Genomic DNA, 24,649 nt, shown 5'->3' on the forward strand with positions numbered 1-24,649 from the left:
CGCTCACCTTCCGATCAGAACCTGTTCGAAGCCAACTGGCGCGACTACTACCGTGCCATTTACCGCTGCAACATGCTGCTGAGCAAACTCGACCAGATTGAGTGGGGAAACAATGCAGACCAACGCCAGGTGGTGGAGTCGGAAGCGAGGTTCCTGCGTGCTTACCTTTATTTCGACATGGTTCGGCTTTGGGGAAACATTCCGCTGTTAACCGAACCATCTGCCGAAAACCTGCCGCAGGCTAACCCCGAGGAAGTGTACAAAGTTATAGCTGAAGACCTGAAATTTGCAGCCGAGAATTTGCCTGCTACTGCTTATGGTGCCCAAAATCCTGCTACACGCGGCCGGGTTACCAAATGGGCTGCTGAAGCTTTGGCGGGTCGTGCTTTCCTGTACTACACCGGCTACTACGGTAAACCAGACCTGGCTGGCGTTATCAGCAAAACACAGGCGCTGAATTACCTAGAAGATGTAATTAGCAATGGTGGGTTCGGGTTGGTAGAAGATTTTGCGCATCTGTGGCCTGCTGCCTCTGTTAACAACTATGCCGGTGAAGACAACAAGGAAACAGTTTTCGCTATTAAATACTCTTATACCAGTAACTACGATGGCAACGCCGATGGTAACCACTGGATGGTGATGCTGGGCATGCGGGAGCAGTACAGTTACCCCTATGGCAACGGTTGGGGAGGCGGCACGGTTAACCCAAAACTCTGGAATGCCTACACCGATACCGATACCCGCAAAGTCGCCTCCATCATATCTATTGCCGGAGAGAACATCGACTTTAAAAATAAGAGCAAACAGCGCGAGTATACAGGTTACTATGTGAAGAAATACTCTCCTATGGTAGATGAAGAAGGTAACAGCCTGGCCGTAAACCTGGGTGCAGCCAACTTCATGATAGGCCAGTACCAGGATTATGTGGCCATACGCTACGCCGATGTACTGTTAATGGCGGCTGAACTTGGTAGCCCCAGTGCCCAAACCTATTTCGATGCTGTGAGAAGAAGAGCCTATGGCAGCAGCTTCAGCGCAATAGCCGTGTCGCAGGCAAACATTATGACAGAACGACGACTAGAATTTGCCTTTGAAGGAATTCGCTACTGGGATTTGCTTCGCCAGGGTGTAGACACGGCGGCAGGCATAATAGCTGAAACTACTACGCTGGAAAATGGAGGATCTCCTGTAACCAAAACCATTGCGGCTCAAAAGATAATCGAGACGAAGGGGCTGCAGCAGATACCATCTAACCAGGTGACGCTCTCGAACAACACGCTGAAACAGAACTTGGGCTGGTAACCTGAAGCTAATTTAACTTAAGAAAAAATAAGCAGATGAAACGGATAAAAATACTGTTGTATGCACTGCTGGCACCGCTGTTTCTCATCACGGCGTGTCAGGACGATAATTACGAGTTGGGCAGGATGCTCGACAAATCAGAGATAAAGTTCAGGATAGAGCAGCCGCTAAACCTCGATGCAGGCGGCAATACCGTTATCCTGATAAACGAAACCCCAGGTACCCTCTCCATGTGGGATTACGGCACCGGCCGTTCCGAACGCAGAGTCGACACCGTGCGGTTTGCTTTTGAGGGAGAATATATCATTAAATTCTCTGCCGCTACGGCAGGTGGCATTGTAGAGATGGACCCTGTAACTATACAGGTAACCCAAAACAACCTGGCTTACGTAGATGACCCGCTCTGGACAGCCCTCTCAGGAGGTGTAGGCAACGAGAAAACCTGGATTCTGGATATAGATGCCAAATACTTCGACGGACCGCTCTATTTTTACGGCACCGATAATGGCTGGGAAGGCGCCTGCATGAACGAAGGCGGCGACTGCTGGAACTGGAACCCGGACTATGCCGGTAACACCTGGCTGATGCCTGCCGGCGACTATGGCACCATGACCTTTAACCTGAAAGGTGGTCCTTTTGTGACGGTAAACCATAAAATGCTGCCAAACCGGGGAACAGAGAACGGTACTTATTTTCTGGATACAGACACCAGAACCCTGATCATGACCGATGCCACCCCACTGCACGATGCCGGTCGTGATGGCTGCGTATCGTCCTGGGGAAATATCAGGCTGCTTTCGCTTACCGAAAATGCCATGCAATTTGCAGTACTACGCATGAACAGTTGCGAAGGAGCCGCTTTGCTGGTGTATAACTACGTATCGAAAGAATACAGCGATAACTGGGTGCCGGAAGAGCCCGTGGATGCCGGTCCGGATGAAGGCTATAACCCAACCTTTGCGCCTGGGCAGTTACTCAACATGCTCACCGGCGGTGCCTCCTCCGGCCGTGTCTGGAACCTCGATGCCAGCGGAAACCCTGTTGACTGGATTGCAGGTGGCAAAGGCTGGACAGAATCAGCTGCCTCGTCGAGCGACTGGGGCTGGAATACCAGCTGGGAAACAGCCGTAGCCGATTCCTGGATTCGTTTCGACCGCTTTGGTGGTACGCAAAACTACACTCGTCGCCAGAAAGGTGCCACCACCACCGGTACCTTCACCATAAAAGAGGATACGAACGAGATTACCCTCAGCAATGGCAACACGCTCCTGCAAAACCCCGATAGCTGGATGAACCCGACAGCCAGTACGATAAAAGTGGTGAAAGCCTTCCCGAACGACTTCCAAAGTAAAGGAATCTGGTTTGGCACCAGCTACGATGCCGGAAAAGACGAATGGCTGGCTTTCCACTACATCATTCCGTAAAGGGAGAAAATTCTTACTATCTGAATCAGAATTTTCAGAATGCTAAGATTTTCAGAACAGCGACAGTGCAGGAAGTGCTATATTTTTGACTGACTATACAAGCTATTCTGTTTATTCTCAAATCCTGTAAATTCTGATTCAGACAGTAATTCAATTTCAGATGCCCGAGTACCAGCAAGAAAGTAATATGGCATAAATCAAACTCAGTATTATTATCAGATTTCAAATTATGCTAATGAAAATGGCCTCCGGAAGGATTTTTATCAGATTTGTGCCAAGGGTCTACCCGACATAATTTAATTGCATGCACGTAGTCTCTAGTACATATAAAACAGAAGCACCTTTCATACAAATGCTTAGAACCACCTTGTTACCAGCACCCGCATGTTTAACCTTATTTGTGACAGTAGCCATGTTGCTAGGCCTGTTTGCCTGCAAATCTGCAAAGCCCGATGGGGGAGCAGAAGCAAATGCCCGTACCCGTACCGACTTCACAAAAGACTGGTCCTTTAGCCTGGGCGAGCAGCAGGGAGCACAGGAGCCAGGTTTCAATGATGGCGGCTGGCGAAAACTGAACTTGCCACACGATTGGAGTATAGAAGGCAGCTTCAGCGAGAGTCACCCTGCCGGTACAGGCGGAGGTGCCTTACCGGGCGGCACAGGCTGGTACCGCAAAACGTTCACGCTTTCCGAAGCCGATAAAGGCAAGGTCTTTTACATCGATTTTGACGGTGTGTACATGAACAGCGAAGTCTGGATTAACGGGCAGCACCTGGGCAAACGACCCAACGGCTACATCTCGTTCCGCTACGACCTTACGCCGCACCTGCTTTATGGCAGCACCCCCAACGTAATTGCCGTAAAAGTAGACAACTCGCACCAACCCAACTCCCGCTGGTACTCCGGCTCGGGCATTTACCGCAATGTGTGGCTTACCAAAGTCAACCAGGTGCATGTGGCACATTGGGGCACCTACGTTACCACACCGCAGGTAAGCGAGAAAGCCGCTACAGTAGTTATCAGTACTAAAATCAATAACACAACCGGCCAAGCAGGTAGCTTTACGGTTAGTAATTTGGTGTACGATGCAGCAGGCAAAGAAGTCGTGCGCATCAAATCAGAAGAGATACAATTAACTAAGGCCGAAAATGAGGTGAGCCAGGAGCTGACAGTTTCAGGGCCAAAGCTTTGGTCGGTGGAGGAGCCTTACCTGTACAAGGTGGTAACGCTGGTGGAGCAGAATGGTAAGGTCGTAGACAATTACGAAACACCGCTGGGCATCCGCTATTTTAATTTCGATGTGGCCAAAGGGTTTTCGCTCAATGGCAAACCTATGAAAATACTCGGCGTGTGCAACCACCACGATTTAGGCGCATTAGGTGCCGCCATTAACACCCGTGCGCTGGAGCGGCAACTGGAAATCCTGAGAGGCATGGGAGTAAACAGCATCCGTACTGCTCATAATCCGCCTGCTCCCGAACTGCTTGACCTCTGCGACAAAATGGGTTTTCTGGTGATGGATGAGGTATTCGACATGTGGAAAAAAGAGAAAAGCAAGTTCGACTACAGCCACAGCTGGGACGAATGGCACGAGCGCGACCTACGCGACTTTATTCTGCGCGACCGCAACCACCCAAGCATTATTGTCTGGAGCATCGGCAACGAAATTCCGGAGCAGTGGGGCCCGGAAGGAACACCTATTGCCACTGAACTGGCTGGCATCGTAAAGAGCCTCGACAAAACGCGGCCTATAACCGCTGGCCTGAACGAACCTTACCCAAGCAACTCTATCTATAAATCGGGGGAGCTGGACCTGGTGGGCTTTAACTACCACCACGAAGATTTCGAGAAGTTCCCGCAGAGCTTTCCGGGCCAGAAGTTTATTGCCACCGAAACCACCTCTGCCCTCGCCACCCGTGGCAGCTACGACATGCCCTCCGATAGCATCCGCCGATGGCCCTATAAATGGGACGAACTTTTTACAGATGGCAACAAAGACCTCACTGTTTCGGCTTACGACAACGTGAGTGCTCCCTGGGGCTCCACCCACGAAGAAACCTGGAAACTGATCAAGAAGCACGATTACCTCTCAGGCATGTACATCTGGACCGGCTTCGACTATATCGGAGAACCAACGCCTTACGTATGGCCCGCCCGCAGCTCTTATTTTGGCGTGGTAGACCTGGCCGGTTTCCCGAAAGACACTTACTACATGTACAAAAGCGAATGGACCAGCGAACCCGTGCTGCACATATTCCCGCACTGGAACTGGCAGCCAGGCAAAACTGTGGATGTATGGGCTTACTACAACAACGCCGATGAAGTGGAGCTATTTCTGAACGACAAGTCGTTGGGGATCAAAAAGAAAGAAGGCGACGACCTGCATGTAATATGGCGAGTGCCTTACCAGCCCGGAACTCTAAGAGCTGTATCCAGGAAAGGGGAGGAGGAAGTGCTGACGAAAGAAATAAAAACAGCCGGAGCAGCAGCCCGAGTGGTGCTGGAAGTGGACCGGGATAACATAAAAGCAGACGGAAAAGACCTGGCCTTTGTAACAGTCAGAATCGAGGACAAAGACGGCAACCTGGTGCCTCGTGCCGACAACCTGGTGCAGTTTAAAGTTGATGGTAAAGCCACCATAGCTGGTGTAGACAACGGCCTGCAAACCAGCATGGAATCTTTTAAAGCCGACCATAGGAAAGCCTTTAACGGTTTGTGCCTCGCTATTTTACAGGCGCAGGAAGAGGCAGGCACAGTTAAACTAACCGCCACTTCAGCAGGACTGGAAAGTGCCAGCATCAGCATAAAAATGAGCAGGTAAACAATGTAGGAGCTACGCCAGATTTTAAGCCGCTTTTGCGCCTTTTTGATCAGAATAATGAGTTCAAAACCTAGCCTTTTTACAAGGTTCCGTAAAGCAAATGATGGCTAATTAGATGTGAAATAGAGTTTTCTTGGCAGTTCTTGGGTTGAGCGCCTTAGCAGTTTAATACCAGACCTCGCAGCGTCTTATTACGAAGCAACACGAAGCCAACGAACATGGTACTATTTTCCGCCCCGTTGCAGGCCTTAAAGTATAAGCGCTCGGAGCCATAACCATAAAACAATACGGCATGAAGGCACCGGATGAAGCTGGAGCCAAAAGTGTTGGAACCAGCTTCAAGAAGACTTCTGACTATAATATGTTTTGCTTCAGGTAATTATTCAAATAAAATAGCCCTCCAAAAGAAAAAGAAGGCAGTTTTATCCAAGGGCAGGAAAGAGGCTTTCTTACCCTTTGGTGAAAATAAAATTTCTACTACTTAATATCCAAAAGCTATGAAGCAACATTTACTCAGTTCTGGCTTGTCAGGCTCTGGCACTTTTGTTCGTAAAAGCCTGGGCCTGCTGCTGGTTTGCTGCTGTCTTAGCCTTACTACCTTTGCTCAGACTACCGACACCTATCATTGGAAAAATGTGCAGATAAACGGTGGCGGTTTTGTGACAGGTATTATCTACAATCAAACCGAAAAAGACCTGCTCTATGCCCGCACCGATGTGGGTGGTGCTTACCGATGGAACGCCACCACCACCACTTGGGTGCCACTGCTCGACCACCTGAACCGCACAGAAGAGAACTACACCGGGGTGCTGAGTCTGGCAACTGATCTCGTAGATCCGGATAGGGTGTACCTGGCAACCGGGCTATATTCGCAGGCATGGGCAGGAACAGGCACCGTGCTCTACTCAAGAGATCGTGGGGCAACCTGGGCCAAAAGTAACCTCGCTGTAAAACTAGGCGGAAACGAAGACGGTCGCTCCACCGGCGAGCGCTTGCAGGTAGACCCGCACCTGAACAGCACCCTCTACCTTGGCACTACCATAGATGGCCTCTGGAAAAGCACCACCTCCGGTGCCACCTGGTCTAAAGTCAACAGTTTTCCGGTAAGTTCTATGGCTCCAGGCAGTGGCGGCATTGCTTTTGTGCTGTTCGATAAACGAAACGGTACTGCCGGTGCTGCCACGCAAACTATCTATGTAGGGGTGCTACGAAAAGGCGAGAATAATCTGTACCACAGTACCGATGCCGGTGCCACCTGGGCGGCTGTGCCAAATCAGCTCACCGAGTACATGCCTCACCACGCGGCCATGGCAGCAGATGGTACGCTGTATATAACCTACGCCGATGGCCCCGGACCAAACGGAGTTACTGCAGGAGCTGTCCGGAAACTGAACACCACCACCGGCACCTGGACCACCCTCACCTTGCCGGCAGGCCAGGGAGGCTTTGCGGGTCTGGCACTCGATCCGCAGGCTCCGGGCACTGTCATGGTTTCGACTTTGAACAGGTGGTGGCCCCGCGACGAAGTATACCGCAGCACCGATGCCGGCACCACCTGGCGCCCGCTACTCGAAACCGCTTCCTTCGACCATACCGCAGCACCTTACGCAGCCGCTTCTAATCCACACTGGCTCGGCGATCTAGACATCGATCCGTTTGATAGCAACAAGAGTTGGTTTGTGACCGGCTACGGTGTTTTTAACAGCACCAACCTTTCAGAATCAGATCAGCAGCGGCCTGTAAACTGGGTATTTCAGAATAAGGGGCTGGAGGAAACGGTGCCGTTGAAACTTATCAGTCCGCCTGCCGGAGCACATTTAGTAAGCGCCTTAGGCGATATAGATGGTTTCCGACACGACAACCTCGACGAATCTCCTGCGGCAGGCCGGCTTACTCCCCGCTACGGCACCAATACCTGGATCGATTTTGCTGCCAACTTACCCACTTTTATGGTGCGCACGCATTACCAGTCGGAGGCTCATTTTGGTGCTTTTTCTACTGATGGCGGCTCTAATTGGGCTCCCTTCGCAAACCACCCGGCAGGCGTAACCGGAGGTGGCAACATAGCCGTTACAGCCGATGGCGCAGCCATGATCTGGGCTCCCGCTGGCGTTTCTTCGGTCTATCACTCAGCCGACAGAAGTGTGAGTTGGGCAGCATCAGCAGGGGCTGGCAAGGCTAACCTGAAAGTAGCAGCCGACCGGGTAAATGCTGCGAAAGTGTATGCCTACGATGCCATGGCTGGCCAGGTGCTGGTGAGTACCAACAAAGGCGTAAGCTTTTCAACTGGTGCAACAGGCTTACCTGCCGTAGCCAACTGGCAACTCTGGGCTTCTATGATTTATCCTGTACCAGGAGTTGAAGGCGATATCTGGCTCACCAATACCGTAGGCGGCATCTACCGCTCCACTAACTCAGGCAGCAGCTTTACAAAAATCAGCAATGTGCAGGAGGCGACAAAAGTAGGTTTCGGAAAAGCAGCAGCCGGTAGTACTTATCCTGCTGTATTTCTGGTAGGAAAGGTTAACAACACGATTGGCTTTTTCCGCTCTGATGATGCCGGTGCCACCTGGCTCCGCATCAACGACGACCAGCACCAGTTCGGTGGCATAAACGATATAACCGGCGACCCACGTATTTTTGGCAGAGTCTACCTTGCCACAGGTGGCAGAGGCATTATCTATGGCGATGTTTCTACGGTTACTTCTGTGCAGCCAGATCAGCAGCAGGACTTTGAACTGAGCTATTGGCCAAACCCTTTTAATGAACGTTTACACCTGGAATCATCGCTACCGTTTACCTATAAAATTACAAACCTGGTAGGGCAAACCCTAGCAGAAGGCACCTGCACAGGCAATTGTGAAGTGGGAGCCTACCTGCAGCCGGGCATTTACCTGCTCACCGTTTTCCAGAAAAACCAGACGCGCACCATCCGGATCATGAAAAAGTAGAAACCTCATTTACATTTATCAATCAAAGCCCTTCACCCTTGGCTATTTTCAGTTGAAAATGCTTCGGAAGGGCTTTTTTATTTGAATAATCTGTAAGTCTGTTACTAAACCTACAGGTTGTTGTATCTGCTTATGTAGCAGGATAGTACAGGATAGTGTTACATGAGTAAGTAATTTAATTTGCTTACAACTGGTAGTTAGTTTTGTTGGTGCTGTTACTTTGTCACAACAGCTGTAACAGACATTTATTTCTTATCAGCTTTACTTGCAACGCCAGGAGTGTTTTTCATTTAACCTCTATTCATGTATGAAAACAAAATTACTGAACCCACTTGCCGGAACTCCTTTTGGAAAGGAACCCAATTTTTTAGAAGAAAAACCTACTACCCATCTCAGGCCTCACCGAAGTTTCCTCACTAATAGGATTGGCCTGTTACTCTTGTTGCTGTTTACTGTTACCTCCGTGTATGCACAACGCCAGATGGAGAATCTGGGGCGCGGTGTAGTAGCTGTAAGATCATCTCCGAGCCAGGTCTTTATCAGCTGGCGAATGCTTGGTACCGATCCGGCCGATATTGCGTTCAACTTGTACCGTGGAGAAACCAAACTTAATGATACACCCCTGACAGAAGGCACCAACTACACCGACGAAATCAGTACAAACGAATCGTATACAGTACGTCCGGTAGTGAATGGCGTAGAGCAGGAGAGTTCAGCCCCTGCCACTGTTTGGGGGCAAGCGCACTTACGAATACCCTTACAGCGGCCTGCCGGAGGAACTACCCCTGATGGCGTAAGCTACACCTACAGCCCCAACGACTGTAGCGTGGGCGACCTGGATGGCGACGGTGAGTATGAGATTATCGTGAAATGGGATCCTTCAAATGCAAAAGACAATTCGCAGGCAGGTTACACCGGTAATGTATACCTCGATGCCTATAAAATGAATGGTACACACCTCTGGCGTATCGATCTGGGAAAAAACATAAGGGCTGGTGCTCATTACACGCAGTTTATTGTATACGATCTGGATGGTGATGGAAAAGCAGAACTGGCCTGCAAAACGGCTGATGGCACCATAGACGGAGCCGGTACAGTTATTGGCGACCCAAGCGTAGACTACCGCAATTCAGGGGGCTATATTCTGCACGGACCAGAGTTTTTAACCGTTTTTAATGGCCAGACAGGTGCTGCTATGGCAACAGCAGACTATGTGCCAGGCAGAGGAAATGTAGCGAGCTGGGGCGACAACTATGGCAACCGCGTAGATCGCTTTTTAGCTGGTGTTGGCTATTTCGATGGTCAGCGGCCGAGCCTTTTGTTTTCGCGCGGCTACTACACCCGCTCCGTTCTGGCAGCCTGGGACTGGCGCAATGGCCAGTTAACCCAACGCTGGGTTTTTGATTCAGATGCGCCAGGAAATAATGCTTATGCTGGTCAGGGTAACCATAGTTTAAGCATAAACGATGTTGATGGCGATGGCAAAGATGAAGTGGTTTTCGGATCTATGGCTATCGACGATGATGGTACAGGTTTGTACACTACTGGTCTGGGCCATGGCGATGCACAGCACGTAGGCGATCTGGACCCTGACCGACCCGGATTGGAGTCGTGGAGTGCACATGAGTCTGAGAGTTCTTATAATGGACATGGTTTGTGGATGCGCGATGCCGGCACAGGCGAAAAACTCTGGGGCATACCAACCACCGGCGACATAGGCCGTGCCATGACGGCCGATATAGACCCCAGGTACAAAGGCAACGAAGCCTGGGGGCCGAGAGGCGGTTTATACACCGCACAAGGTGTGGAGATATCTTCTGCCAGACCAGGCAGCATGAACTTTGGCAACTGGTGGGACGGTGACCTGCAGCGTGAACTGCTCGATGGCACTGTTATAGACAAATGGAACTACACCAGCAGCACACAGGTAAACATTCTTTCTGCCCATAACTTTGGCGCTGAAAGAAACAACAGTACAAAAGCCAACCCTAGTTTGAGTGCCGATATCCTGGGCGATTGGCGGGAAGAGGTGATTTACCGGCATAGTAATAATAGCGAGCTGCTGGTTTTCACTACCACCATTCCTTCTACTCACAGGTTCTATACTTTTATGCATGACCCACAATATAGAGTGTCAGTTGCCTGGCAGAATGTGGCCTACAATCAGCCTCCTCATACCAGCTTTTATGTAGGTGAAGACATGGCGGCACCACCAAAACCTGCCATTGCCCTGGCTGAGAACGCCGGTCCTGCACAACCTGCTATTTACTTAACAGCACGAGGTGGTCATTCAAAAGTATTTCTGGGCTGGTCAGGTAACAACTTTGTTCCATCAAGTTTAGAGATTTACCGCAGTACAAGCCCCGACCTCGCTGGCAGCACGCTGGTAGCTACATTAGCCGGAACTGTAAAATCTTTTACTGATGAAGGCTTGAGCAACGGCACTGTGTATTACTACCAGATAAAAGGAACGGATGCCGCTGGAGAAGAAGTAAACTCTGCCGTAGCCAGTGCTACTCCAGCTCCTGTAGTCCTTCCTCCACTACCTGCCAGTGTAGAGTTGTTTGCTGCCCCCGGCGATGGTAAAGTAGATCTTACCTGGCAAATCAAAAATGTAGATATCCGCCAGATAGAAATTTACCGCGATACTGATTCTAACCCAAGCGGAAGGTCGCGGGTTGGTATTGTAAGCGCAACTACTACCAGCTTCACCGACCTTACCGTTATCAATGGAACTCCTTACTGGTACTGGCTAAAAATAATTGCTGTAGATGGCAGCACGCCAGGTTCTAATGCAGCCCAGGCAACACCGGAGGGAGTAGTTACGCCACCACCAGCCAAATCGGTTGTGCTTGCTGCCCAGGGAACAGACGGCATGGTAGATCTTAGCTGGACTGTTGAGAACATCGACGCTATCACGGCCCTGGAAGTATTTCGCGATACAGATGCTGATCCTGCCGGTAGAACGCGCATAGCTTCGCTGCCAGGCAATGCTACAACCTACACCGACATTTCAGCTGAAAACGGTGTGACCTACTGGTACTGGATTAAAATTACGGATGCAACAAGCGTAACCAATTCTAATGCTGCCGAGGCCACCCCAATGCCGCTCGATGGTATTTACACCATTACCGCTCTGCACAGTGCCATGGCTTTAGATATTAACAAGTCCTGCAGCAACAACACAAATGGTAATGCTAACGTTGTGCAGCGCGCGCCTGGTGCTACTCAAAACCAGCAGTGGAAGCTAAGCAGCGCCGGAGATGGGTACTACATTATTACAAGCGTTAACTGCGGACAGTCGCTGGGCGTAAAAGCACAGTCTCCTAATGCGGAAGGTGCAAATATTATGCAATGGAGCTATGGTGGGCAGGCTAACCAGCAATGGCAGTTTATAAGGCTTAGTAATGGGAGCTACAACATCGTAAACAAACTCAGCGGTAGGTCTATTACAGTAGAAGCTGGTTCCCTGAACGATAAAGCCAATGTAAAACAATTCCAGTATACCGAAGGGCAGCATCAGCAATTTAGCTTGTCTCCGGTTTTGAGCGGTAGCGCCAGCGCCTCTGCTAAAGGATTAATGGACAGATCAATTTCAACTGTTATTTATCCTAACCCTACCTCCGAAGCGTTTTTAATTGAAACAGCAGGAGCGTTTGAGTACTCCATCTCTGATCAGGTAGGTCGGGTTGTAGAGAAGGGTAGTGGAGAAGGTTCGGTGAAAGCAGGAGCTAACCTGAAACGAGGAGTTTATATTATTAACGTACTGGTCGATGATGAAAGGCAGCATTATACACTTATCAAAAACTAAGCATACACTTGTTGTAGCAACACAGAACTGTTTCTGATTTTTAAAAGGAAACAGACTGTAGAACCTCTTGCTGTGGCGGCAGAAACCCTCCAACAGCAAGAGGTTCTTTTTTTATCTACTCACGAGGCAACAGCTGCCCAAGTAGGTTTTCAAATTAATAATAGAGGTTGTAAAGCTAATTATCAGTAAAATAAGCAGCCAAGCTTCTTAGAAGTAAACTTAACTGTGTGCTATGTAGATTCAGATAAGTTTTGCAGGAAGATCAAGTTTGTTACATTGTTAGCTTCTAAATTATTCGAATGAAAACAGCCTCCAGAAGGTTTTACATCCGAATTTAGCCAAGGGTCTGCCAGGCATGTTCTACTGATGTTACGCTAGAATACTATGCCACCAGCAAAGTTATTGTATTCGCAGAGTAACCAAATACAGATGCTAGCTCAGTAGCAGTGGCTCGTATTATAAATCCCAGTTCTTGGGTTGAGCGCCTTTGCAGGTTTCCCAGCCTTGAGGTACTGTCTGAAAAAGCAAGTTTTGCTGTAGGATTTTTTCCTTATCTTTGCCCTACCCGAAAGAGGACTCCCCGCCGCAGGGCTATGGGTCTCCATCTTGTGTAGCCCTGCTAGGCGGGGCTACTTTTTTCCCTCAGTGCGTATCCTGCCGCTGCGCGGCAACTCGAAAGAGGAGCTCCCGCCTCCCGGCACTGGGTGTAGTTTCTCTCATACTCCTGTTCTTTCGTGTAGAGGGTGTAGAGGAGCACCAGCAGCTTCTTCTGCAGGGCCACATACGCCTGCATCTTCTCCCGGCCCTTGCCAAGCAGCCGCTCATAGAGTGCTGTGAAAGCCGGCAAATCCCGGCTCACGGTCTGGAAGGCTGGCATGTGCAGGATCCGACGGATGTGACTATTGCCCTGCTTGCTCATCCGGCTCCTGCCTGCCCGGCTGCCCGATTGGTTCTCCACCACATCATAGCCGGCGTAGCTGACGAGTTGCCGCACGTTGGTGATCAGAGCAAAGCCATTTGTTTCGGCCAGTACGGTGGCTGCCGTCAGCAGCCCCACCCCCGGAACAGAAGTCAGGTGCTGCACCTTCCTGGCCAACTGCTCCTCCCGGCTGATGAGCTCCCCGATCTCCTCTTTGATCTCCTTTAGCTGCACCTCCACCAGGCGGATGCTCTTTTCCAGCCGCCTGACCGTGCTGCTGCCCGCCTGCAGGCTGTGCTGCTCGGCATGCAGCATATTCTGAAAACCGGTTTTGCTTACCTGCAGCCGCTCATGTTCCCGCGTAAGCTTGCGCAGGGCATAGAAGCAGGCGCTCAGTGGCTGCCACAGGGGCAGCCGGCGCTCCAGGCCCAGCTGTGCCAGCCCTTTGGCATCCAGCTTGTCGTTCTTGCTCTTGTGGCCCAGGCTCTGCAGGTAACGCCTGGCCTGAGAAGGCACTACCACGCTCACCGGCTCCTGCTGCTGGTGAAGAAACCAGGCCAGCTGCTCGTAGTAAACACCTGTGGCCTCCATCACAAAGCTCACCGGCACATGGGCCAGGCGCCACTTGGCCACCCACTTGTAGAAGGCTTTGCTGTTGGCAAAGCTGCTGGTGGATTTTACCTTTACCCGCTGCTGCTCGTCGGTCAGGGAGTAGCAGGCATCGAACTTGTCTTTTGCCATGTCGGCGCTGAAGCATTGTTTGGTGATGATGGTGGCCATGCGTTCTGTTGTTAGTAATCAGCAGAAGCAGACGTATCCTCCCAGGGCTTCTCTCATGGTTTTATACAGGATTGCCTCACAAAAGAGGCATCCGTAGGTACTGTTCAGCCTGAAACGGAAAGAAAGGGGGCAGCGGGATAGCTCTCAAGGACCATAGCACGGTAAGCTGTGTATGTAGCGCTCATTGATTTGCCCGGCTGCCCTGTCGCTTTTGCTATGCAAAAATTGCACTTATTGTTTTGCTTACAAAGATATGAGCGCTCGGAGCCACAGCAATAGAATAACAAAGTTGGAAAAGCTGCAGCTAAGAGAGTTGTAGCCAACTTACTAGAATACCCTTAATGTTAGTTAACACTTTTTACCTTCAGGAGCTCTAATAATCATAATTCAGGCTTTTTTTGCTGCTGTTAACATTTGGTGCTTCTATCCGAACTATAACATCCCTTACAAATGCTAGTTATTCCTGACTTTTGAGCAGGTTTTTGAACCTGTTCACCCAAATTACCTAGCAATATAGTGAAGATGAAAAAAAGAAACATCAGAAGGAAAATAACCGGTTATTTTTTAGCCGGAAGCCTGGCTGTGATAGTGGCTGTCAGTTCCTGCTCCACCTCAGATAAAGCGCAGGACATGCAAAACAAGCCAACTGTAATGGCTTACGAAGCCCAGATAGATTCGCTGATTAACCTGATGACGCTGGAGGAGAAAATTAACATGCTGCATGGTACCAGTTCCTTTACCTCAGGAGGAGTGGAAAGGCTCGGGATACCCGAACTCACCATGTCGGATGGGCCGCACGGCGTACGCCCCGAGCATGGCCGCGACTGGAGCCTTGATAATGCCGGCAACGACTCATCTACTTACCTGCCAACAGGTATTGCGCTGGCTGCCACCTGGAACCCCGACTTAGGTTATGAGTATGGAGCCGTGCTGGGCCGCGAAGCCAAAGCCAGAGGTAAAGATGTTATTCTGGGGCCAGGCATAAACATAATGCGTACGCCGCTTAACGGCCGCAATTTCGAGTACCTGAGCGAAGACCCGCACTTGGTTTCGCGCATGGTGGTTGGCTACATAAAGGGTGTGCAGGACCAGGGCATAGCTGCCTGCGTAAAACACTTTGCAGCCAATAACCAGGAAATTAAACGAGCCGAGGTAAACGTGGAGATGAGCGAGCGGGCACTGCGCGAGCTTTACCTGCCAGGCTTTAAAGCAGCTGTAGAAGAAGCTGACGTTCTTACCGTTATGGGGGCATATAACAAGTTCAGAGGGCAGTATGCTACACACAATGAGTATTTGGTTAACAACATCCTAAAAGGAGAGTGGGGCTTTAAGGGCTTAGTTATGAGCGATTGGGGAGCCGTGCAAAACACCATGGAAGCCGCCTTGTATGGCAACGACATCGAAATGGGAACCGACTTGCTGCAAATGCCGAACATCGATTACAATAAATTTCTGATGGCAGACACCTTGCTGAGCCTGGTGAAAAGCGGGCAGGTAGACCAGAAATTAATCGACGATAAAGTAAGAAGAATTCTACGGGTAATGTTCAGCACCAACATGATAAACGGCTCCCGCTCCGATGGTGCCTTGTCTACCAAACCACATCAGCAGACAGCCTTAAAAGTGGCCGAAGAAGCCCTGGTACTGCTCAAAAACGAGAAGAACCTGCTGCCGCTGAACAAAGCCTCCGTTAAGTCGATTGCCGTGATCGGAGCCAACGCCACGCGCAAGCAAGGCATGGGCGGTGGCAGCTCACAGGTACGGTCGCCATACGAGGTAACACCCCTGGACGGCATTAAACGACTAGCAGGTAACGGTGTGGCTATAACTTATGCGCCCGGTTTTGAAGTGACACGCGAAGAAAAAGCAAACCAGCAGCTAATAGACGAAGCAGTAAAAGCAGCCAAAGGTGCTGAGGTAGTGGTGTATGTAGGTGGCTGGACCCACGGCTACACCGACAACTGGGATGGAGGCGCTTTCGATGCTGAAGGAGCAGACAAACCCAACATGAACCTGCCCTTTGCCCAGGATCAGCTGCTTGATGCGGTGCTAAAAGCGAACCCACGCACGGTGGTAGTGCTGATAGGTGGAGGCCCACTGGATATGAGCAGGTGGGAGAGCCGCGCCAGCAGTATACTTCAGGCCTGGTACCCTGGTATGGAAGGCGGTACAGCCATTGCTAACGTGCTCTTCGGAGAAGTAAACCCATCAGGCAAATTACCAGTTACGTTCCCTAAAAAATTACAGGATGCTCCGGCACATGCACTGGGCGAGTATCCTGGCGACAAAGACACTGTTAATGTGCATTACCGCGAAGATATTTTTGTGGGCTACCGTTACCACGATACCTATAAAGTAGCTCCTCAATTCGGGTTTGGGCATGGCTTATCGTATACCACCTTTGGCTATAGTAACCTGAAAGCCGCTAAAAATGGCGAAGGTGTTGCTGTAACACTCACCGTTAAAAATACAGGAAAAGCAGCAGGAGCTGAAGTAGTACAATTGTATGTGAAAGATACAGAGGCAGCTGTAAAAAGACCCGAAAAAGAACTTAAATCATTTAGCAAGATTTTCCTGAAGCCAGGCGAATCGAAGGAGGTTTCGGTTAACTTACCGAAAGAAGCATTTCAGTATTTCGACGAAGCCAAGATGCAGTGGGTGCTGGAGCCTGGCAGTTTTATCATTATGGCCGGCAGCTCATCTCAAGATATCCGGCAGTCGGCTGAAATCAGCTTATAAATGTATTTAGTAAAAAGCCCAGGTCTTAGCGCAAGAAAGCTTAAGAGACCTGGGCTTTTTTATTTAATATCTGATGTTACGCACTCAGGATATTCAATTAAATTTTATAATCCCAACCCAACAAATTAACTTTCTGGCGCTGTAACAAAATCTCGTAGTGCAAATCCCAGTTCTTGGGTTGAGCGCCTTTGCAGGTTTCCGGTGCCGCAGGCAGCCTGAGCGCTAAGACTTACTACTAATACAACAATAATGCCTAAGGGCACCGGATGAAGCAGCAGCTAAGAGAGTTGGAGCCAATTTAAAGGTACCACAAATCAGAAGTTGCGTAACATTAGTTAATAGAACTCTGTAGCTTTTTTCAAACCTCAGGAAACCACACTATAACCCTACGTGTGCTTTTTCTACAGCAACTTAACTCTTCACCTTACCTGCCACGCTTATACTAGCAAACGTTACGAACCAGGCTAAGCTAGCGGCATACGCCATCGCTGTTGCTGGTATACTTTGGGCGTTAGGCCTACCAATTTTTTTAAAGTCCTGATAAATTAATGCAGTTTTTGGAAGCCAGCCATGTAGCAGACCCGAGTTACCGAATTGCCAGGAGCAGCTAAATAAGCCTTTGCCAGTTTTGTGCGCTCCTGCAGAATATAATCTGTTGGCGAAATCCCGAAATCTTCCTTAAACTTCTTTAAAAACCTGATGCGGGTCCTCAGGCTATTAAAATTATTCTAATAGAAATAGCCTTCAGAAGAGTTTTTACTTAAAAATAGTCAAGGGTCTGGCTCCTGTTTTGGTGGTGTAGGTGCCTTAAGTTAAAATACGCTCTTTATTTTGCTTGGCTTTAGGGTTGCAGCAGCCATTCGTAGGCTTTGTCTTTATCGGTAAAGCTGCGGAGGGTAAAGTTGTGCGCCACCTGCTCCTGTATGTAAAGCGCCAGGTCTTCTCTGGAAGCTACACCAGACCGCAAACGACCAAACTTCTGCAGGCGTGTACCGTTCAATTCGCTGGCGAACTCAATCATCAGCTGTGCATAACTTTCCTTATCAATCTGCAACATGCGCTTTCTGGAGTCCATCAGGAGCCGCTTTACATCGTAGTGCCGCACAGCATCAGAAATGGTACGCAGCACTTCCCTTATCTCCAGCAAATAGAATTCATGTTCAACAGATAAATCAGCCGTCAGGATGTCGGTTGATGGAGCATAATTTAACCGGATGGCGTGGCTTTGAAATAAAATCATAAAATCCAGAAAAATTTGAGGCAAATATAGAAGCAATTGAACAGATTCAGCTATAAAAAATGTGTTTTTTATATATTGCGAGCCAAAGATGTTTTTGTTGAAGATCTATTGTTCAGCTGATTAAGAAGGTTTTATCATCAGAAAGTGATATGCCGATTGAAAAATACATCGCAGAAGAAGCCGAAACGGACCTGTTTTTGATAAGTCGTCTGCACTAAGCCTAAAACCTCTGCGTAGGTATGCAGTATGATTTAAATGGAACGGTAACCGGCTTAAGCAGATTGGCCGGCACCTACAAGGCCTTCCTCAATGAAAAAGCTGATTTTATTTTTATGCCTGTTCTTGCCTGCTCGCTGCCTTTTGGCACAACAAGTAGCACCTGCACCACAACAAAATCTCACACCCTGCCAACCAGATAAAGCCGGTGCTTACGATTTTTACAGTAACCTGAAAACCTGGGTGCCCAAAGGTGGCGATTTGCCGCTGCAAAATGCTCCACTAAAGGTCATGCAACTCAATTTCAATATTTTTCAGCGATCCGATAGTTCCGGTAACTTCCAGGATACACCAGAAGACCGGGCAGCACTTCTGCACTACATTGCCAGACTGAACGAGATTTACAGCAACGTTATTGCACCATCCGATCCTGTGCCGGGCACCGATTCCCTGCCAGGCAACGATACCCGCTTCCGTTTCGATATTGGCCCTCCGGGGCAGGAGCGGATCTACTTTTACCAGAACGACTCCCTCAACCGAAGCCACAACGCCAGCCTGCTGTTACACAACATAAAAAAGGCAGATCCGGAGAGGGCTAACCAGCTGAATATTTTGTTTACCGATGGCTACTACATGGCCAGAGTAGACCGGGTAGAGGTAACAGCGGCAGGCTCCGGTTACACAAGTGCTCCAAAGGTGGTGTTCTCGCCAAAGAGTGCTGTGGCAAAGGCCATTGTTACAGAAGGCAAGGTAACAGCTATTGAGCTTCAAAGTAAAGGCCTCTATTACGAACCCGAGGTTGAAGTAACCTTAGAAGGAGGCGGTGGCAGCGGTGCCAGGGCAACAGGCACCTTAACCATGGGAGCCAACGGCTTTACCCGGCCCCCGAGCTACACCAATTTTAACAGTGAGTCGTACGTGATGCTGCTGAAGCACAAGACTTTTCCGTCGGCAACGGTACTGGCACATGAGCTGGCGCACACCCTCGATTTGCAGCACCTGTTCGAGGGCTACTACTGCAACTCCCGCGATTTTCTGGAAGATATTTATACAGACATTTGCCCGCACAAAAATAAGGGCTGGGAAGTAGATCCGTTTGCAGAAGTAGGAGATGGAGTTACAAATAACCTGATGATGTTTGCGCCCGATCATTTTACCTACATCTCGCCGATGCAGGCTGGCATTATGCACCGTGCCTCCGCCCTCACCGACACCCGCCGCTATATAGCAGAAGCGTACTCGGAGGTGCCCTATGTGCTCACCTCCGCCCAAACCTGGGATTTTGACATGCGCCTGTACCAGGACCTGGTGCTGAACCAGGGCGCTGACCTCACCTTAAGCTGTGCCCTCACCATGCCCATCCGATCTGCAGTTACAGTTAACGCTGGCGGCAAACTGGTGCTGCAGGGGCAGTTAAAAGCATTCTCACCTAAACATTGGGAAGGTGGTATTCAGGTTAAAAAAGGCGGTGTGCTGGAACTGCGCGCCACAACTTTGGCTAATTATAACGTTACGGTAGAGCGTGGAGGTACATTATTTATACCAGCAGAGGCCAGTGTCGCGCTGCAGCAAAATGGCAGGCTTACGGTAGCGCGTGGAGCGTATGTGGTTATAAGCGAGGCAGCATCCTTTGCCTTGCCTGCCGAGGCAGATCAGGCGTTGAACATCCATCGCAAAGCTAAATTCAAATTAAGCCCTGCTCTAAATACCTCAGCTGAGTCAGGAGAATTCCTAAAATCTGCGGCAGCTCTTCAGGTTTTAAGTAGCAGCAGTAGTGCTTCGCCAAATAAGGAATTTTGATGGCGCGAGCGTCCTCTCTCGTGCCGACTTTTCCGCAGCCTCTGGCCTTCTTATAATTCATGGGCGGAGGCATATGACTTTATAAATTAAATTGGTGCAGCAGTAGCAACAGAAAGTAACATCAAAGGGTTATTTATAAATGGAAGCGTGTTACCCAGTTAGGTAAATTATTTGCTGAAAAGATAAAAGTTTTTGTCCTTTTTATGGTAGTTCCTTTCACCTAAATACCAAAGGTCAGAACACTACCTGCAGCCGTTGTTGTTAACATTAGCTTTACCTGGTCAGAAGAGCAGCCATGTCTTCAAAAACCTGTTGCTGGTTGTTGCGGTCTTGAGCAGAAATCGGGGCATCGCGGTGCTCAAGGCGCGTAAACACATGCAGGTTAGAAGGAATCAGGCTGATGGTTGGTTTCTGGCCATTGCTGGTTTTTACGCCTTTATAAATCAGTACGGTGCCTGCTGGGTCTGTTACATTGTCTTTTTCAGCTTTGTACACTTTCAGGGTTGTGTTGGCAGGTAAGGTAATGCCTTGCTGCAGGTCTTTTCGCACTATATGTAGCAGTTTCCGGAGTTCCTTCAGAGTTTCATAAGGCCGGTAGTGGTACCAGTACTTGGCTTCACCTTCAGTGTTTTCGGCTTCGGTGTACCCAATAATTGGCCCAAGCACCCCAATCAGCGATAGGTTTTTATCGGAGGCGATAATATTCGGATCTATAAAGAAGATATGCCTGGGTTTTATTCTGTTGTTAAAGTAGCCATTGGCCAGCATCTCAAGCACAAGGGTGCAGCCAGTGGAGGAGCCTGCAAAACTAATGTTCTGGTAACCTGCCTGCTCCAGCCGCGCATACTCATCCATAATAGGTTGGCGCCAGTCTTTCCAGGTGGCGTTTTTAAAATCCTGGTACGACCGGCCATGACCACCCATCAGCACCTGCGAAATTGCGAAATCGTTTCGGGTGGCGGCCCAGGTTCTGAACTCATTCCACTCAAAGGTAGAGGCACTGTACCCGTGGATGGCAATTACCACCGGCCTCTGCGCTTCGGCAGGTGTGGGGTTCGGGTTCTGGTAAGATACCAGGAACTTCTCCGGCTCATAAATAGTCTGGTCGAAACGCAGGCCACTGTCGAGCATGTAATCTTCTATTTCAGGGTCTTTTCCGCACGAAAAAAGTACACTAACGGTCAGGAACAGGAGTAACAGTTTTTTCATCGGGTGGCTGCGTTAAAAACATTCCAGGTAAAGCTGAGTTGGTAAAAGATCGGAAACAGAGTTCCTGGCCCGCTTGTGCCATCGCCGGTAAGGGCATTATATCCGAGCGAGCCACTCACCTTAAGAGGAGGTGTAATAGGGTAGGAGAGGCCCGCTTCAGCTGAGGCAAGGGCAGAGGTGTTGGGCAGCCGGTCAAAAATATCTGCTTCGTAATCGGCCCTGAAATAGCCCAGGTTAGCACGTACAAAAGGCCGCAGCAGGCGTTGCGGCCGGAAAAGGTAAGCACCTGATACCAACATATTGTCTTGCCTGATGGCATTGGAACCCATGGCGGAACCCAGCCTGCTGCTCACGTAATGTGCTCCAACTGCCCAGCGCTCGGTGAGCATATACTGCGCCGTCAGGCCGTTTTCGTAGTACATATCCAGCGACTTCTGAAACCGGATGCCTATATCCAGCGCCTTCTGCTGGCCAAATGCGGAGCCGATGCCTACAGGAAAAAAAAGCGTCAGCAGCAGGGCACTCAGCTTCATGTTAAGTTTCATATTGTTTACGGTTGAGGATAAATTTGCTGCTACAATAAGCTTGCGCACACGAATAAAGGATGCTGGTGAATGCCACCGCCAAGTGCCTGATTCTAAGCTCTAATATACATTCTTTTCAGTATAGAACGATTTGGCAGCCCTTGAATTATTTTTGAGTTTTTTCCTTCTGAAGGCCATTTTTATTTAAATAATTTACATCAGGTGCCAAAGGTGATGAGGGATCAGTCGCCACTGAACCAGTTAGGAATAGATGCAGGAGAAGAAGATGTTTACAAGCTTCTCTTTCCACTAAAACTACCACCTCTCCACCCATTGTTAGAGTGCTTCGAAATAGGCTGTGTGCTAAGGCTCTAAGCTGGCAGGTAAAAAAGGAACGGGAGCTGCATGAGGATTTGGTTCGCCGTTAAGTTTATAACTAACTCTGGTGAATCCAGTACGTTAAAGTTACCTGGTTAAACAGCACGAGTGGCAGCCTCTCCACAGAACCATACCTTATGAAACACCTTTTACTTGCTCTTTTCCTGTTGTTGGCATCTTATACCTCGTATGCGCAGTCGGTAAAGCTGGAGCCGTACTGGGACAGTGGGCTTAAGTTTAAAAGCGAGAACGAACGATACCATTTTACTGTGGGTGGCAGGGTCCATTTCGATGTTGGGTACCAGCAACATGGAGCTGTTTTAGATACTATTTTTGAGCCAATCGGGCCACGCATAAATGTGAGGCGCGCACGTGTAAACTTTACCGGCAACCTGGATGGCGTAATAGAATACGATTTCGAGTTTAACTTTGGAGAAGAGTTTAGCTACAGCGACCTGTACATCGCGTTCCTGAAAGTGCCTGGGGTAGACAGAGTAACACTGGGCTACCTGCGAGAACCTTTTGGAATGGAAGAACAGACAAATGCCAACCGGCTTGTGTTTATGGAGCGGTCGCTTACCAACGCCTTCGGCACAAACCGTAATGTGGGCATCAGGATCGAAAAGCATATGTTCGGCAACAAATTCAGCGTTTTTACGGGCGTAAACAGACTTACCGACGACCTATCTGATGACGTGACCGGAGAAGGTGCTTACTCTTTTACAGCCCGAATGATTTACAGTCCGTTGATGCAGGAAGAGGCAAACCGGGCTGTGCACCTTGGTCTAGCCGGCGGCTCTTTTGCTCCTATTAACAACACCTACCACCTGGAAACCCAGAACGAAGCCAATGTAGAGGTGATGTATGTGCGCACGCCTATGCTCGAAAACGTGCAGCAGGTAAGACGGCTAGGAGGGGAAGTTGGCTATACCGAAGGCCGCTTTTGTTTCCAAGGCGAGTATATGCATGCGTTTGCAGTGCAGCAGGAACAAGCCGCCACCCTCACCCGCAATTTTAACAGCTATTACCTGCAAGGCTCTTACTTTATAACCGGAGGCACTCGCAAGTACCGCAGGAGCTACAATAATTTTTCGTCGATACAGCTGAAAGAGCGCTCCGAAGCAGATAAATTGCGTGGTGCCTGGGAGCTTGGTCTGCGTTTTTCGTCGGTAAACCTGCAGGGGGTACAAGCGGAGTTCGGCGAACTGAAGAACATGACTGTTGGATTAAACTGGTACTTTACAGCCTCCTCGCGGCTCATGCTCAATTACCTGCACGGTCGCCTGCAGAACAGCTATACCATACAGGCATTGCAACTTAGAGCCCAGGTGAGTTTCTGATCTCTTATATTGTTGAATGGTTGAATTGTTAAATGGTTATAAACAGCGACACAACTTATCGGCATCAGCAAGTGATCATCTTGAGAAAAACGACACACGTAGTACAATTGTGGAAAGACGTTGATCCGTTTTGTTTTGATTCCACAAGGTTGATTCACCTTTTATGCAATTAAAAAAAGTCGTATATCGTGCTTCGTATGTCGTGGTGCGTGCGTCGATTTGCAATAAATTCATACAGTAACTATATGCTAGAAGAACTACTTTTTCGCAGCCTTTGCGACACTTTGCCAGATGCCCCGCTCGATGGCCATTTTCTGTATGGCCAGACCCCCGACAACGAAGCGTCGGTGTTTGCTGCGGCGCATTATTTGCTGCAGAACAAAAAAGCCTCCCGAATTCTGATTACCAATACGGGCCCGATGAGTGGCTTTAGAGGCTTCAGTAACTGGCAAGATAAATTAGTGGAACAGGGAGTAGCGGCAGCTCATGTGGTTCCTGTGCCACCGGTTCCACGAGAAACACCCATTCTGCACACGCTCATCGAGGCGCAGTCGATGGTGGCGTTTGCCAAAGAACAGCAACTGAAAAGTATAGTTGTAACAGCAGCGCCTTTTCAGCAGCCGCGTGCTTTCATGACGGCTGTTACAGCGGCCCTGGCCTCTTACCCAGAGCTACGCATCTACAGTTACCCCGGTAACGCCATGCCGTGGCAGGACGAGGTGGTGCATTCTCAGGGAACCGTAACGGGTACAAGAGCCTCGCTTATAGCGGGAGAGTTAGAGCGGGTGGCACTTTATAATGCCAAAGGCGACCTGGCATCGGTGCAGGAGGTGCTTGCCTACCTGAACCAGCGCGATAAAAACCTGCTGTAACCCTTGACCGATTTTCTTGTTTTTTGCTTCTGAAGGCTTATTTTATCTGAATAATTGATGTTACGCACTTTTGCCCTTTGCAAAGCAACTGCATTTGTAGCGCACCCATAGACTATGGCTGGCCCAGTAGCAGTGGCTCGTAGTACAAAATCCCAGTTCTTAGGTTGAGCGCTAAGACCTCTACTAATAAAACGATAATGCTTAAGGGCACCGGAAAAAGCAGCAGCTAAGAGAGTTGGAAAAAAGCTTAAACATACCTCGTAAGTAAATGTGCGTAACATCAGTTAATATTTGCGGACTGGTTTCATACTGAATTACTGACA

At 49.4% G+C, this 24,649-nt stretch carries 14 protein-coding genes; 9 read left to right on the forward strand and 5 right to left on the reverse strand.

The window, feature by feature from the left end:
* The 5 genes from FVR03_RS17055 to FVR03_RS25115 form a co-directional block, all read left to right on the forward strand.
* Positions 1–1,302 (forward strand): RagB/SusD family nutrient uptake outer membrane protein (locus FVR03_RS17055; protein WP_147922975.1); only part of this gene is annotated, 1,302 nt, incomplete at its 5' end.
* Positions 1,303–1,337: 35 nt separating this feature from the next.
* Positions 1,338–2,726 (forward strand): hypothetical protein, encoded by a 1,389-nt coding sequence (locus tag FVR03_RS17060; RefSeq protein WP_147922976.1) that lies wholly within the window; start codon positions 1,338–1,340, stop codon positions 2,724–2,726.
* A gap of 412 nt (positions 2,727–3,138) precedes the next feature.
* Entirely contained in the window at positions 3,139–5,547 is a 2,409-nt protein-coding gene (gene galB / locus FVR03_RS17065; RefSeq protein WP_304608227.1) for a beta-galactosidase GalB, read from the forward strand.
* A gap of 497 nt (positions 5,548–6,044) precedes the next feature.
* Complete coding sequence (locus FVR03_RS17070; protein ID WP_147922978.1) at positions 6,045–8,498, forward strand: T9SS type A sorting domain-containing protein; 2,454 nt, start codon at positions 6,045–6,047, stop codon at positions 8,496–8,498.
* Positions 8,499–8,805: 307 nt separating this feature from the next.
* Positions 8,806–12,309 (forward strand): rhamnogalacturonan lyase family protein, encoded by a 3,504-nt coding sequence (locus FVR03_RS25115; protein WP_147922979.1) that lies wholly within the window; start codon positions 8,806–8,808, stop codon positions 12,307–12,309.
* 619 nt (positions 12,310–12,928) lie between these two features.
* On the opposite strand, the gene FVR03_RS17080 is transcribed toward FVR03_RS25115, so the two are convergent.
* Positions 12,929–14,008 (reverse strand): IS110 family RNA-guided transposase, encoded by a 1,080-nt coding sequence (locus FVR03_RS17080; protein WP_147922980.1) that lies wholly within the window; start codon positions 14,006–14,008, stop codon positions 12,929–12,931.
* Between the two features lie 522 nt (positions 14,009–14,530).
* On the opposite strand from FVR03_RS17080, the gene FVR03_RS17085 reads away from it, so the two are divergent.
* Complete coding sequence (locus tag FVR03_RS17085; RefSeq protein ID WP_222707258.1) at positions 14,531–16,747, forward strand: glycoside hydrolase family 3 C-terminal domain-containing protein; 2,217 nt, start codon at positions 14,531–14,533, stop codon at positions 16,745–16,747.
* Positions 16,748–17,292: 545 nt separating this feature from the next.
* On the opposite strand, the gene FVR03_RS25220 is transcribed toward FVR03_RS17085, so the two are convergent.
* Both FVR03_RS25220 and FVR03_RS17095 read right to left on the reverse strand, forming a co-directional pair.
* A complete protein-coding gene (locus FVR03_RS25220) occupies positions 17,293–17,460 on the reverse strand; it encodes a helix-turn-helix domain-containing protein (protein ID WP_147922991.1) in 168 nt (55 codons plus the stop codon).
* 128 nt (positions 17,461–17,588) lie between these two features.
* On the reverse strand, positions 17,589–17,987 hold the full coding sequence (locus tag FVR03_RS17095; protein ID WP_147922981.1) for a hypothetical protein: 399 nt from the start codon (positions 17,985–17,987) through the stop codon (positions 17,589–17,591).
* A gap of 360 nt (positions 17,988–18,347) precedes the next feature.
* Between FVR03_RS17095 and FVR03_RS17100 the strand changes: the two genes are divergently transcribed.
* Positions 18,348–20,003, forward strand: coding sequence for a hypothetical protein (locus FVR03_RS17100; protein ID WP_147922982.1), 1,656 nt, complete (start codon positions 18,348–18,350; stop codon positions 20,001–20,003).
* Positions 20,004–20,276: 273 nt separating this feature from the next.
* On the opposite strand, the gene FVR03_RS17105 is transcribed toward FVR03_RS17100, so the two are convergent.
* Together FVR03_RS17105 and FVR03_RS17110 are read right to left on the reverse strand one after the other, a co-directional pair.
* On the reverse strand, positions 20,277–21,212 hold the full coding sequence (locus tag FVR03_RS17105) for an alpha/beta hydrolase (RefSeq protein WP_147922983.1): 936 nt from the start codon (positions 21,210–21,212) through the stop codon (positions 20,277–20,279).
* Entirely contained in the window at positions 21,209–21,757 is a 549-nt protein-coding gene (locus FVR03_RS17110; RefSeq protein WP_255474275.1) for a hypothetical protein, read from the reverse strand. Before FVR03_RS17110 ends, FVR03_RS17105 begins: the two co-directional genes overlap by 4 nt.
* A gap of 494 nt (positions 21,758–22,251) precedes the next feature.
* Here FVR03_RS17110 and FVR03_RS17115 point away from each other — a divergent pair, with 494 nt between their 5' ends.
* Both FVR03_RS17115 and FVR03_RS17120 read left to right on the forward strand, forming a co-directional pair.
* Complete coding sequence (locus FVR03_RS17115) at positions 22,252–23,454, forward strand: OprO/OprP family phosphate-selective porin (protein ID WP_147922984.1); 1,203 nt, start codon at positions 22,252–22,254, stop codon at positions 23,452–23,454.
* A gap of 245 nt (positions 23,455–23,699) precedes the next feature.
* Positions 23,700–24,326 carry a YdcF family protein gene (locus FVR03_RS17120; RefSeq protein ID WP_147922985.1) on the forward strand — a complete coding sequence of 209 codons (627 nt, stop codon included), beginning with the start codon at positions 23,700–23,702 and terminating at the stop codon, positions 24,324–24,326.
* The last annotated feature ends 323 nt before the right edge of the window (positions 24,327–24,649 follow it).

It is taken from the genome of Pontibacter qinzhouensis (assembly GCF_008017455.1).
GTDB classification, from domain to species: domain Bacteria; phylum Bacteroidota; class Bacteroidia; order Cytophagales; family Hymenobacteraceae; genus Pontibacter; species Pontibacter qinzhouensis.

Excerpts from the sequence above, each read along its gene's own strand:
- FVR03_RS17060 (WP_147922976.1), top strand. The coding sequence starts at position 1,338 with ATGAAACGGATAAAAATACTGTTGTATGCACTGCTGGCACCGCTGTTT.
- galB (WP_304608227.1), top strand. The coding sequence starts at position 3,139 with ATGTTGCTAGGCCTGTTTGCCTGCAAATCTGCAAAGCCCGATGGGGGA.
- FVR03_RS17070 (WP_147922978.1), top strand. The coding sequence starts at position 6,045 with ATGAAGCAACATTTACTCAGTTCTGGCTTGTCAGGCTCTGGCACTTTT.
- FVR03_RS25115 (WP_147922979.1), top strand. The coding sequence starts at position 8,806 with ATGAAAACAAAATTACTGAACCCACTTGCCGGAACTCCTTTTGGAAAG.
- FVR03_RS17080 (WP_147922980.1), bottom strand. The coding sequence starts at position 14,008 with ATGGCCACCATCATCACCAAACAATGCTTCAGCGCCGACATGGCAAAA.
- FVR03_RS17085 (WP_222707258.1), top strand. The coding sequence starts at position 14,531 with ATGAAAAAAAGAAACATCAGAAGGAAAATAACCGGTTATTTTTTAGCC.
- FVR03_RS17095 (WP_147922981.1), bottom strand. The coding sequence starts at position 17,987 with ATGATTTTATTTCAAAGCCACGCCATCCGGTTAAATTATGCTCCATCA.
- FVR03_RS17105 (WP_147922983.1), bottom strand. The coding sequence starts at position 21,212 with ATGAAAAAACTGTTACTCCTGTTCCTGACCGTTAGTGTACTTTTTTCG.
- FVR03_RS17110 (WP_255474275.1), bottom strand. The coding sequence starts at position 21,757 with ATGAAACTTAACATGAAGCTGAGTGCCCTGCTGCTGACGCTTTTTTTT.
- FVR03_RS17115 (WP_147922984.1), top strand. The coding sequence starts at position 22,252 with ATGAAACACCTTTTACTTGCTCTTTTCCTGTTGTTGGCATCTTATACC.
- FVR03_RS17120 (WP_147922985.1), top strand. The coding sequence starts at position 23,700 with ATGCTAGAAGAACTACTTTTTCGCAGCCTTTGCGACACTTTGCCAGAT.